The following is a 13,292-nucleotide window of genomic DNA, read 5'->3' as shown; positions in this document are numbered from 1 at the left end:
AATTTATGCTGAATACCTCATCTTCACCTATCAGGGCGCGCGCTACGCCTCTTTCCTACCTTTCATCGCATACCAGTATGTAATTCCTATTAGGATCAATGAAAGTATAAATACCATTCCCCATGTAAAATCCACCGTAGTTACAGACCATGCTACAGGCCAGTAATCCTGGTTGATAATGGGCATTATCCATCTATCTAATATCTCATCAAACCAGATTGTTGCGATCATCATGAGCCAGACAATAAAGCTCCCCCAGAGTTTTGCGTATTTCCGTGACAGCAGTAGTACCAGGATCACTAATAAGCACAGTACCATGTAAAGGATTGGATACAAAATAACCTTCCCCTGGCCTTTCTCCGCAAGAAAATATGCAATAAGCTGTATTACGCCAGATACAAATCCAAAGTAAGTCAGAAATTGAAGACCACGGGCATGGGCTTCGCGATTATTGTGAAAGAAAAGGGCAACTATCCACCACAGCAATAAAGTAATGGCTGAAACAGGAACTAATAGCAGAATCAGGTAGAAAACGATCAATATAAGGTACATAGATAAGGGGAATAAAAAACGCCGGACATAATGCCCGGCGTCTTCAAAATAGTAAAAATCCTTATAACTTCTCGATCATACCACGAACGTTCTTCACGCCCTCGGCGATCTCAGGCCAGTTACGATCCCAGTGGTATTCGTATTCTGCGCTGAAAACTCCTTTAAAGTTCTGCTTCTTCAGCTCAGCCAGTACGCCTTCGATGTTGCATACGCCGGTACCCCAGGGTACATCGTGGCCTTTGGGCCCTTTCTCATGCAGATCTTTGATATGCAGGCTGAAAACCTTGCCATTCAACTTCTGCAGGCACTCTACCGGATCGAGACCGGAACGTACCCAGTGACCGATATCGGCACAGGCGCCCAGGTACTTGCTACGGCCTTCGATGGCTGCCAGCACAGTGTCGGGGTGCCAGTAGTGGCTGGGCCTTGGGTGGTCGTGGATGGCCACTTTAATCTTGTACTCGTCTGCCAGGCGGCTCACAGCATCCAGATCCTTCACACGGGGCTCCGAAGTGATGATCTGGATCTTCATCGCTTTCGCAAATTCGAACAGCTCTTTCCATTCTGCCTCTCCGTTTGGCGATACCACACCAAACGCAACGAGGGTCTTCTTTTTCTTCTTCAGTAAGTCTTTCACCTGCTGCTGCTTAGCTGCATCCATCCGCCAGTCCATTTTCCCTTCAATACCGCCGCCAATGGTCTGGCCGGGATAGCACTCCACGAACTGCAGTCCGCAGGAATCCAGCCGGTCGAGGGCTTCGGATAAAGTGAAACGATTGAAGGAATACGCCTGCGCACCGAGTTTCCAGCCCAGCTTAGCTTCCTTTTTCTGTGCCAGGGCGGGCTGTGCAAACAGCAAAGCCGCCATACCGAGCGACAGCAGTGACTTTCGAATTGAGATCATAGACGTGTATTTTAAATTGACCGTTGTAATAGTGTCCAAAATACACGACCCTGTCGATATTTACAAGCACAGCGGGATAAACGGCAGTATTTTGCCCGCCTGATCGTTCCGTGACAAACGAATCTGTATCCCCTTTTTCCGTAATTTAGTACGCTATGAAAGGGTTTATATTCACCCGGTTTAACCCGTCAGACAACAGCGGGCCATCGTTCGAAAAGCTGCTGGATGTTTTCACCCAGCTGCTGACTTACACCAGTGGCGATGTATCAGAAGCCCTCCAATGGCTAACCGAACTGGACAAGGAATACCAGCTTACCAGCGAGGAATATGGCATAGGGGATCTGATTCAGGATCTGAAAGACAAAGGTTACCTCCGGGACAACGAGGCAGAAGGCACTATCTCCATCACCGCTAAAACGGAACAAACCATCCGGAAGCGGGCGCTGGAGGAAATATTCGGGAAGCTGAAGAAATCCCGCATCGGGGACCATAATATCCGTAAATCGGGGCAGGGCGATGAGCAGAACGCTGAAACGAGGCCCTATGCCTTCGGGGATGCCCTGGAGCAGATCGATATGACGGCCTCCATCCGCAACGCGCAGATCAACCATGGCATCGATGTATTTTCCATGCAGCAGGACGATCTGGAGATCCGGGAAACGGATTTCAAGACGCAAACGTCTACCGCCCTCATGATAGACATCTCACATTCCATGATCCTTTATGGCGAAGACCGTATCACGCCCGCCAAGAAAGTGGCCATGGCCCTGAGCGAACTCATTACCACCCGCTACCCCAAGGATACCCTCGATATCATCGTTTTCGGCAACGACGCCTGGCAGATAGAGATCAAAGACCTCCCTTATCTCCAGGTGGGCCCTTTCCACACCAATACCGTGGCAGGACTGGAGCTGGCGATGGACATCCTCCGCCGCAGGCGCAATCCCAACAAGCAGATCTTTATGATCACCGACGGGAAGCCCACCTGCCTCAAACAGGGTAAGCAATATTATAAAAACAGCTTCGGGCTGGACAGGAAGATCCTGAACAGGACCCTCAACCTCGCCGCCCAATGCAAGAAGCTGAAAATCCCCATCACCACATTCATGGTAGCCACCGATCCCTGGCTGCAGCAATTCGTAAACGAATTCACGGAAACCAACAACGGTAAAGCATTTTTTTCCGGTACCGACCATCTGGGGCAGTTCCTGTTCCACGATTTCGAAAACGGAAAAAGGAAAAAGTTATAAAGACATGGAAAAAATCAAGACGCTCGGCGAGCTGAAGAAAAGCGGACACGTGATGAAGTCCGTCAAAGAAGAGATCAGACAAAACCTTATCGCCAGACTCAAAAGAAAGGAAAGCACCTTTCCCGGTATAATCGGGTACGACGATACCGTGATACCCGACACGGAAAGAGCCCTGCTTTCCCGGCACAATATCCTCTTCCTCGGCCTCCGTGGCCAGGCAAAGACAAGGATGGCCCGCCAGATGATAGACCTGCTGGATGAATTCGTTCCCATTGTAGCAGGTTCCGAAGTCAACGACCATCCCTACCAGCCCCTCTCCCGCTACGCCCGCGATCTGGTAGCAGAAATGGGAGATAAAACACCCATAGAATGGCTCCCCCGCGAAGCCCGCTATGGCGAAAAGCTCGCCACGCCGGATGTATCCGTTGCCGACCTTATCGGCGACGTAGACCCCATTAAGGCGGCCAATGAGAAGCTGAGCTATGCAGATGAAAGGGTGATCCACTTCGGCATCATCCCCCGCTCTAACCGCGGCATATTCGTCATTAATGAGCTGCCCGACCTGCAGGCCCGTATACAGGTAGCCCTGTTCAACATCCTCCAGGAAGGCGATATCCAGATTAGGGGCTTTAAAGTGCGCATGCCGCTCGATATGCTCTTTGTATTCACCGCCAACCCGGAAGACTATACCAACCGCGGCGCCATCGTAACACCGCTGAAAGACAGGATAGAAAGCCAGATCATTACCCACTACCCTAAAACACTGGAAAACAGTCTGCTCATTACTGAGCAGGAAGCCGCCGTGCATGCAGAGCAGCAGGGTAAAGTAACCATGCCCGACCTCATCAAGCGCCTCATTGAACAGGTGGCCTTTGAAGCAAGGGCGAGTGAGTATGTAGACAAGAAAAGCGGTGTATCCGCCCGCTTAACCATCGCTGCATTCGAAAATGCGGTGAGTGCTGCGGAAAGGCGCACTTTCCTGAATAATGAGACTAAGACATATGTCCGCGTAAGTGACCTGCAGGGAATCGTACCCGCCATCACCGGTAAAATTGAGCTGGTATACGAAGGCGAGCAGGAAGGCCCCCTCCAGGTAGCCCTCAACCTGCTGGATAAAAGCCTCCGCACCCTCTTCGCACAATACTTCCCCAACCCGGAAACCTTTAAGAAACGTAAAGCCGGCGGACCGGATACCAACCCCTACCGCCCCGTGATCCAGTGGTTTGATGCGGGCAATGCCCTTCAGCTGCTGCAGGATGCTTCTGATAAGGATTATGCCAAGGCACTGATGCAGGTATCCGGACTGGAAGAGCTGGTAGGAAAGCAATTCCCACATGCCAATAAACAAGAAAAGCTGCTGATGATGGAAATGGTGCTGCACGGACTGGCCGCCCATTCGCTGCTTAGTAAGAAGTCGCTCGAAAATGCTACGCGCTTCTCCGACCTGCTGGGCACCATGATGAATTTCAGTACAACGGAAGATCCGGAAGACGACGAAGAACTATAACGGGAATTTTTTATCTTGTCTCTATATTTCGATTTCTTTCCACGTCAAAACATGAAAACATGCACAGAAGGAACTTCTTGTTCAACACTTCCGCATTCCTTGCGGGGTCGGCCTTCCTGCCCTCTTCGTTACGCGCCATAGCGCCGAGCGACCGCGTCAATATTGCGGTGATCGGTGTAAATGGTATGGGCTGGAGCAACCTCAATGCCCTCTTAAAACATCCCGAAACCAATGTAGTAGGCCTTTGCGACGTTGACTCCAACGTATTGAACAGGCGCGCCGGTGAGCTGGAAAAGAAGACCGGTAAGAAAGCCGCACTTTACAGCGATTACCGTAAGCTCCTGGAAAATAAGGACATCGACGCCGTAGTGATCGGTACCCCCGACCATTGGCACTGCCTGCAGATGACAGATGCCTGCGCTGCCGGGAAAGACGTATACGTTGAAAAGCCCATCGGCAACTCCATCGCTGAATGCCGCGCTATGGTAAACGCACAGGAGAAATCCGGGCGTGTGGTACAGGTAGGGCAATGGCAACGCAGTATGAACCACTTTAACGATGCTATCGCATATGTGCACTCCGGCAAACTGGGGAAAGTACGCCTCGTGAAAGTATGGGCTTATATGGGCTGGATGAAACCGGTAGCGATTGCCTCTAACGCAACGCCTCCCGCAGGAGTGGATTACAAATCCTGGCTCGGTCCGGCTCAGATGCGCGACTTCAACGCCAACCGTTTCCATTTCAATTTCAGATGGTTCTGGGATTATGCCGGCGGACTGATGACCGACTGGGGCGTGCATCTCATCGATTACGCCCTCTATGGTATGAAAGCCTCCAATCCTAAAAGCATCATAGCCGCAGGGGGTAAATTCGCCTATCCGGATGATGCTGCCGAAACACCCGATACGCTTACCACCGTATATGAATTCGACGGGTTCAATATGCAGTGGGAACATGCAACAGGTATCAACGGCGGCCCATATGGACGCGATCATGGTATCGCATTCATCGGTAACAACGGCACCCTGGTGCTGGACCGTGGCGGATGGGAAGTGATCGGTGAAAAGGATAAGATGGAAAGCATCAGCCGCGTGAAAGCAAACGATAACGGGCTGGATAAGCATACCAAAAACTGGCTGGAAGTGATTAAGTCGCGCAAGCTGGATGACCTCCATTGCGACATCCGGACCGGTGCTAACGTGGCGGTGAATGCCCAGATGGGTAACATTGCCTTCCGAACGGGAGAAAAGATCTACTGGCGGCCTTATGAAGGCAAATTCAATAACAAAGAAGCCAACGCCCTTATCACACCCGAGTATCACAACAATTACAAACTTCCCAAATAACCGATATGTACAGGACAACGAAAATCATGCTCTGCGCAGCCCTTCTTGCGCCCGCTATCCATGCTTCCGCACAGGAAGCCAAACCACAGGACACTGAAGTATGGGAACCCGTACCGCCCAAAGTAACTCCCGGTACCGGTACCAGCGCCCCTTCAGACGCTATCGTGCTCTTCGACGGTACCAGCCTCAGCAGCTGGGTTTCTGATAAAGACGGCTCCGCAGCCCCCTGGGTTGTTAAAGACGGCGCTATGACCGTGGCACCGGGCAAGGGAGGTATCAAAACAAAGGCTTCCTTCGGCGACTTCCAGCTGCATATCGAATGGCGCTCCCCTTCCAAAGTGAAAGGAGAAGGCCAGGGCCGCGGCAACAGCGGTATCTTCCTGCAGGAGCAATATGAATTGCAGGTGCTTGATAACTATGATAATAAGACCTACTCCAATGGCCAGGCCGGCAGCCTTTACAAGCAGGCTATTCCATTAGCCAATGCATGCCGCCCTCCGGGAGAATGGCAGGTTTATGATGTAATTTATACCGCCCCCCGCTTTAAGGCAGATGGCACGGTGGAATCGCCCGCGCGCGTTACCGTACTGCACAATGGTGTGCTGGTACAGAACAATTACGCCCTGCTTGGTAAAACCCTCTACATCGGCAAGCCTTTTTACGAAAAGCATGGCGATCTGCCAATTGGCTTGCAGGATCATGGCGATCTCGTGAGCTACCGGAATATCTGGTTACGCAAACTCTGATGGTATTGTAATTTTTCGATAGCCTGATGCGCTCCGCATCAGGCTTTTTTTATATGTTTACAGTCACCAACAAAGCACGCTGCGTTGCAAACCAAGGTAGTAGATATCAGTGACACGTTACAGGCAGTATCCCGAGGGGATGAAGCTGCATTCCGTGACTTGTTCCGTCAATATGCCGACCATCTATATGCATATATCTGGCAACTCACCAAATCCCGTGAGCTGGCAGAAGAAGTTGTGCAGGATATATTTCTCCAGATATGGATCAGCCGCGAAGCGCTGGCAGGAGTCCGTAATTTCCGTAATTACCTGTTCGTGATCGCCAGGAACCATGCCCTTAACGCCATCAAGAAAATGATGCGGGAAAGGAAGCGGGCTTTGGAATGGGAGCTGGCGCGGGGGGAAGAAGATGTGCCGCCACCCCAGGAGCCTGACCTTGATATAGTGGAAGAAGCCATCCGCCAGTTGCCCTCCCAGCAGCAGAAAGCCTGGCTGCTAAGCCGCAGGGGTGGCAAGAAGTATCATGAGATAGCAAGGGAAATGCAGCTCTCCCGTGAAACCGTTAAAAAGTACATCCAGTACGCCACACAATCCATTGTGCGGTATGTAACCAGCAGGATCTCCACCCTGCTTGCCATCTGCATCTTTTCATCTTTCTGAAAAAAATCCTGAAAAATATTCCCGGGCGGTAGCCCCTTTTCTTTTTTACCGTTGTCCCTATTATACCACTATGCAAACAGATTCGTCAAGACTGCAGGAATTACTGGACCGCTGGATGAGCGACCAGGCTACCGACGCCGATAAGGAAGCGTTGCTTGAACTGCTGGACAGGCAGGGCACAGAAGCCCTTACTCCTGCCCTCAGGGAAGCATGGGATAACCTGCGCCCCGGCATGGCCATGTCTGACGAAACCAAAGATGCCATCACCAACCGTATCCTTCACCGCCAGCACAGCACCCCGGTGCGCAGGATGTTCTGGTGGTATGCTGCAGCAGCCGTACTGGCACTGGCCATCGCCATCCCCGCCGGTATGAAGCTGTGGAAAGGAAGCAATACCCCCATTGCAAAGGAGAACCGCCAGCCCGATGTTGCCCCAGGTAAAGAAGGCGCCATTCTTACATTGGCCAACGGCCAGCAGATTGTGCTGGACTCTTTGGGCAATGGACTGGTAGCCAGCCAGCAGGGAACTCAGATCACACTTCAGAACGGCCGTCTTGCCTATGATGCTGCCCAGGCGGCAGACATCACATATAATACTATGACAACACCCCGCGGCCGTAAGTTTCAGTTGCTGCTGCCCGATGGTACTAAGGTGTGGATGAACGCAGGATCTTCCCTCCGCTTCCCTACTGCCTTTACCGGCAGTGAACGCAGGGTGGAAATGACCGGTGAAGCATATTTTGAAGTAGCGAAGGATGCGAAGCACCCGTTCTTTGTGACCATTAATGGTCAAACGGATGTTCAGGCTCTGGGTACCGAGTTCAATATTCATGCATATGCTGATGAGCAGCACATCAATGCCACGCTCCTGGAAGGTTCTGTACGCGTCCGCAATGGCAATAACTCAAGAGTGCTTACTCCCGGCCAGCAGGCCCGCATTCCGCATGAAAACGGCAGCATGACTATTGTAGAGCCCGATCTGGATCAGGTGACAGCCTGGAAATCAGGTTACTTCAATTTCCAGAACGCCCCGCTCCGCGAAGTAATGCGCCAGCTGGCAAGGTGGTACGATATAGAAGTGATTTACGAAGGCAATGTGCCCGACCAGCAGTTTGAAGGCGAACTACCCCAGTCGCTGCAACTGTCGCAGGTAACGAAGATATTAACCAAAGTCAATATAAAATTCAGGATCGAAGAGGATAAGAAACGGCTGATAGTATTGCCGTAACAGTGTAACAGAAATAGCAATTATCAAGGTAACAGCAACAACCACGCAGAAAGAAACATAATGCCATGTTAGTACGCTCAGCAAAGCACCGTCGACGACGGTGAGGCAAGGTATTGTCCCCTTCAGAACGAAAAAGGGAAGTGTTTGCAGCACTTCCCTCGAATAAGTTCAGGCGGATAAACAGCATAGCCCGTTGGAACAAGCTTCTTATTTACTCCACTCTTAAACCTTTACAAAAGTATGAATTTTTGGACTTTTTGTAAGAATGTCTTCCCGTGCCCCCACCGGAAGGCAGGCCAAAATCTATGTAAGGCGGGGCACGGTTCCGGGAGGCACCGGAGCAGCCGCTTCACCACAATCGTGAATACGATGAAATTAACCGCCGCTTGTCTTTTTGCCCTGTGCATGCATGTCAGCGCAAAAAGCCTATCGCAGACCATCACTTTTACCGGCCGCGATGTACCTCTCGCCCGGGTATTTGCCACTGTCAAGAAGCAAACGGGCTACGTTTTCTTCTATAACAAAAGCATAGTGGCCGATGGCGCCACCATCAACATCAGCGCCACCAACCAGCCCCTGGAAGCCTTCCTGAAAGAAGTGCTCCGCAGCCAGCTGCTGGATTACTCCATCGAGGATAAAGTTATCATCATATCGCGCAAACCGGTTGAAACGTTACCCGATATGCCCCCTCCCATTAATGTGACGGGCCGTATCACCGACGACCGCGGTGTACCACTGCCCGGTGTTTCCATCAAGGTAAAAGGCACCACCCGCGGCGCTACCACCAATGCCGATGGTGTATTCAGCATCAGCAATATCCCCGACGATGCGCACCTGCTCATCTCCTACATCGGCTTCGAATCGCGCGATGTACCGGTGCAGGGCAAAACATCGTTCGACCTGCAGCTGATACCCGCCAGTAAAGACATTGAAGGCGTTACCGTAGTAGGCTATTCTTCCAAAAACGTGAAGTACCTCTCCAGCGCCGTAAGCACCGTATCTCGCGAGAAGCTCCGCGACGTAACGAGCAACAGTCTTTCCAGCCTCCTCCAGGGTAAGGCCGCAGGTGTGGTGGTGAGCTCCGGCTCTGGCGACCCTGCTGCGGGTAACAGCATCACTATCCGCGGACAGGGCACCCTCGCAGGCAGCCCCAACCCGCTCATTGTGGTAGACGGTAACATCGGCGGCTCCTTCAACCCCACCGATGTGGAATCCGTTACCATTCTGAAGGATGCGGCAGCAACGGGCTTATATGGTTCCCGCGCAGCCAACGGCGTTATCATTGTTACCACCCGCCAGGGCAAGGCAGGCAAAACACGCATCGAGTTTAACACCGTAGTAGGCTATAATAAGGCAGACAACGGCAACTTCAAACTCATGAACAGCCGCGATCTCTACGATTACCAGAAAACATTCACCACGCGTTCAGACACCGTGCTGAATACGGATACCGACTGGCTGGATGTGGCATTCCGCACCGCTATGACGCAGAGCTATACCCTCTCGGCTTCCGGGGGCAGTGAAAAAACACAATTCTATACCGCAGGTACATTCTTTAAAGAAGAAGGCACCTTGCTCACCAACAGCAAATCGGCCTACAACTTCAGGGCGAACATCACCCATAAGCTGACCGATAAGATTAAAATGGCCGTACTGCTCAACGGCAGCTACGAAAAAGCCAACAACCACCACAGCAGCACGCTCTATGGTGCTTACACCAATCTTCCCTGGGATAAGCCTTATAATGCCGACGGCTCACTCCGCTTCGGCAGCGGCACCGGATGGCTGGGCCGTGATCAGCACAACTTCCTGTATTCGCTGCAATACAACCAGTCTTATAACCGTGCCATGACCTTCAACGGCGACATTAACCTCGATTACGCCATCACGAAGCACCTCACCTTCAGCACTTATAACCGCGCCAACATTTACAACTACAAATCCACCGAGTACTACGACCAGCGTTCCAAAGAAGGAACCGCAGACAAAGGTTACCTGGCCCACAACGTTAACTACAGCAACACGCTGCTCAGCTCTAACCGTCTCCGTTACGAAAACAGCTGGGGCGATCATAACCTCTCCGTTTTAGGTGTCGGGGAAGCAGAGAAATACTATGGTGATAACAATGGCATCACCGGCCGCGGGCTTCCTGCGGGTATGACTGCCATGAGTACGGCAACAGAAGCGAAATCTACCCCCACCGGCGGGCGCGATGAATACAGCTTCCAGAAATGGCTGGTACAGGGCGATTACAACTTCGATAACCGCTACTTCTTCCTCGCCTCTTTCGTACGTGATATCAGTTCCAAGTTCGGTAACAACAAACCCGGTGGTAACTTCTACCAGGTGGGTGCTTCCTGGATCCTCAGCAACGAGAACTTCCTCGCAGGCAACCCAACTATTACATTCCTGAAAGTACGTGCCAGCCATGGTACCGTGGGTAACCCGCCCATCCTGAACTACCAGGCACTCGGACTGTACCAATACGATCAAACGGCTTCCTATGCCGGACAAAACGGTTCTTTCCCCTTCCAGAAAGCCAATCCGAACCTCACCTGGGAAAAAATCATGGTGAACAACTTCGGGCTGGAGATCTCGTTCTTCAACCGTATTGAGCTGAATGCAGATTTCTATAACAAACAGGCCAAGTCGCTGCTCATGCTGCGCCCCCTGCCGCTCACAACCGGTTATACCAGTGTCATGGAAAACATCGGATCTATGCGCAACCGTGGCGTGGAACTGAACCTGAACACCAAGAACCTCGTGGGTGAATTCAAATGGGAAACCAGCCTCAACTTTGCGCTGAACCGTAACAAGGTGACCAAGCTCAATGGCAATGATAAGTTTGCCAGTCCGGGTACCAACCAGCCGGTAGGCCTCAACGAGGATATGGACAAATGGTATATGCGCATCTGGGCGGGTGTAGACCCTGCCACGGGCGATCCGCTCTGGGAGCGTGTGGTAGCTGATGCAGACGGAAAAACCTATCTCACTTATACCAACAGCTACAACGCCGCTACACTGCAATATACCGGTACATCCGCAGCCCCCAAGTTCACCGGCGGTATGCTTAATACCTTCAGTTACAAAGGTGTTTACATGAGCGCCTTCTTCAACTTTGTATACGGCAACCAGGTATTCAACAGCTCCCGCCAGTTCTTTGATTCCGACGGTATCTACGACAGCTACAACCAGATGGTATTGTCAGAAGGCTGGAGCCGCTGGAGCAAACCGGGAGATATTGCCACGCATCCCAAGCCCCTGCTGGGTGGTAACAAGGCATCCAACGAGCCTTCCTCCCGCTTCCTCGAAGATGGCAGTTACATCCGCCTGCGCAACGTACAGATCGGGTACGACCTGCCGGAGTCTCTACTGCGCCGCGTTAAGATCGGCAGTGCACGCATCTTCCTGAGTGGCGATAACCTGTGGACGGGCACCAGCTTTTCCGGCATGGACCCCGAAGTATCTTTCGTGAACGCCAACGGCTTCACCAAAGGTGTTTCCGGGACCAAATACCCCATCAGCAAGAAAATATTACTGGGTGTAAACATCGGATTCTAAAAATGAGAACAATGACATCAACATACCGCTTCCTGTTCCTCGCCGGCGCGCTTGCCCTTACGGTAGCCTCCGCCTGCAAAAAAACCTTTGAGCCGTCGACCGCCAAGAACGAAGACGACGCGCTGAAAAACGAGGCGGACGTTAAATCCGCCACCATCGGCACTTACGCAGTACTCAAAAACGCGGATTACGTACGCTCCATTCACTTCCTCACCGAATACCAGGGTGATAACATTGCGCAGGCACAAACATCTTCCGATGCATTATCTAACGCCTACCGTTATACGCACCTGGTAGATATGTCGCACGTCAACAACGTATGGCGGCAATCTTACGGCGTGGTGAATGCTGCCAACAAGGTGATTGCTTTCACACCGGATGGTGCCGCCCCCGGCATGCGCCAGCTGAAGGGAGAAAACCTTTACCTCCGTGGCATGATCTACTTTAACCTCGTACGCATCTTCGGCAGGCCTTATACACAGGGTAACGGCGCCAACGAAGCCGTTCCCCTCGTACTGGAAAGCACTACCACAGAGCTGCCCGCACGCAATTCCGTGAAAGAAATATATGACCAGGTAATAGCCGATCTTACAAAAGCAACTGAACTGCTGACAGAAAAGAAGAATAATAACTTCGCATCGAAAGAAGTAGCACAGGCGCTGCTGGCAAGGGTTTACCTCTACATGGGGAACAATGCCAAAGCCATCGAGTCCGCTAACCTCGTTATTAATTCAGGCCGTTACAACCTGCTCACCGGCGATTCGTACAAGAACTATTTCAGGGGAGTTCCGGAGGATAATAAAGAAACCATCTTCTGCATCCGTCATACTAAAACCGAGAACCGCGACTTCAGCGCTATTGGCTCCATGTATTTCAGCGAAGGGGGTCAGGGACAAACAGGTTGGGGTGAGATATATGCCTCTACCGAATACATGGCCCTGCTCGATCAGCATCCTGCCGATTTGCGGCATGCATTCATATCTCCCTATGCCGCCGGCGGCGTGCTTTCCTGGCCTTATACGGCACCGGTACCTGATGTGCGGATGAACACGCGCCTCAATCCCAACACGCCCATGTATTACATCAACAAGTACAATTACCAGGAAGGCCTCGTAAACCTCAGCTCTCCTGTATACATGCGCCTTGCGGAGATGTACCTCATCCGTGCAGAAGCCTATGCCAAACAGGGAGCAGGCTCCGCCCAACTGGCAATAGATGACCTGAATACCCTCCGCCAGCGTGCAGGACTTACAGGAACCGCGTTGCATACCCTCGCCAGTCTTACCGCTGCAGGTAAAACAGTATTGGATGCCGTATTAGAAGAACGCCGGTTGGAGCTGGCATTTGAAGGGCACCGTGCCTACGATCAGTTCAGGAACAACCGTGCACTGGAAAGGAACTATCCCGGCACGCATTCGCTGAACAACACGCCCAGCACCAATATCCAGCAAACCATCCTGCCCTCCGACAACCGGGTGATCTATTTCATCCCTAACCGCGAGCGCCTGGTGAACCCGAACCTCACCCAAAATCCGTAA

At 51.9% G+C, this 13,292-nt stretch carries 10 protein-coding genes; 8 read left to right on the top strand and 2 right to left on the bottom strand.

Annotation, left to right across the window (positions count from 1 at the left end; genetic code table 11):
* Positions 1-42 precede the first annotated feature (42 nt).
* A complete protein-coding gene (locus tag DEV76_RS10310) occupies positions 43-552 on the bottom strand; it encodes a hypothetical protein (protein WP_109697823.1) in 510 nt (169 codons plus the stop codon).
* Positions 553-613: 61 nt separating this feature from the next.
* Positions 614-1,456: a sugar phosphate isomerase/epimerase family protein gene (locus DEV76_RS10305; protein WP_109697822.1), complete on the bottom strand. Its 843-nt coding sequence runs from the start codon at positions 1,454-1,456 to the stop codon at positions 614-616.
* Positions 1,457-1,611: 155 nt separating this feature from the next.
* Here DEV76_RS10305 and DEV76_RS10300 point away from each other — a divergent pair, with 155 nt between their 5' ends.
* The 8 genes from DEV76_RS10300 (at position 1,612) to DEV76_RS10265 (ending at position 13,292) form a co-directional block, all read left to right on the top strand.
* Complete coding sequence (locus DEV76_RS10300) at positions 1,612-2,706, top strand: vWA domain-containing protein (protein WP_109697821.1); 1,095 nt, start codon at positions 1,612-1,614, stop codon at positions 2,704-2,706.
* A 4-nt stretch (positions 2,707-2,710) separates the two neighbouring features.
* The gene (locus tag DEV76_RS10295; RefSeq protein ID WP_109697820.1) at positions 2,711-4,213 is read left to right on the top strand and encodes a MoxR family ATPase; all 1,503 of its coding nucleotides are present in this window, start codon (positions 2,711-2,713) and stop codon (positions 4,211-4,213) included.
* 59 nt (positions 4,214-4,272) lie between these two features.
* Positions 4,273-5,559, top strand: a complete 1,287-nt coding sequence (locus tag DEV76_RS10290) for a Gfo/Idh/MocA family protein (protein WP_109697819.1) — start codon at positions 4,273-4,275, stop codon at positions 5,557-5,559.
* Between the two features lie 5 nt (positions 5,560-5,564).
* Positions 5,565-6,305, top strand: coding sequence for a 3-keto-disaccharide hydrolase (locus tag DEV76_RS10285; RefSeq protein ID WP_109697818.1), 741 nt, complete (start codon positions 5,565-5,567; stop codon positions 6,303-6,305).
* A gap of 84 nt (positions 6,306-6,389) precedes the next feature.
* Complete coding sequence (locus tag DEV76_RS10280) at positions 6,390-6,965, top strand: RNA polymerase sigma factor (RefSeq protein WP_157962817.1); 576 nt, start codon at positions 6,390-6,392, stop codon at positions 6,963-6,965.
* A gap of 70 nt (positions 6,966-7,035) precedes the next feature.
* On the top strand, positions 7,036-8,193 hold the full coding sequence (locus DEV76_RS10275) for a FecR family protein (RefSeq protein ID WP_109697816.1): 1,158 nt from the start codon (positions 7,036-7,038) through the stop codon (positions 8,191-8,193).
* Positions 8,194-8,562: 369 nt separating this feature from the next.
* Positions 8,563-11,754, top strand: coding sequence for a SusC/RagA family TonB-linked outer membrane protein (locus DEV76_RS10270; RefSeq protein WP_157962816.1), 3,192 nt, complete (start codon positions 8,563-8,565; stop codon positions 11,752-11,754).
* Between the two features lie 11 nt (positions 11,755-11,765).
* Positions 11,766-13,292, top strand: a complete 1,527-nt coding sequence (locus tag DEV76_RS10265; RefSeq protein WP_198652018.1) for a RagB/SusD family nutrient uptake outer membrane protein — start codon at positions 11,766-11,768, stop codon at positions 13,290-13,292.

The organism is Chitinophaga deserti (genome assembly GCF_003149455.1).
Classification (GTDB): domain Bacteria; phylum Bacteroidota; class Bacteroidia; order Chitinophagales; family Chitinophagaceae; genus Chitinophaga; species Chitinophaga deserti.
This window is presented reverse-complemented; position numbering and strand designations above follow the sequence as displayed.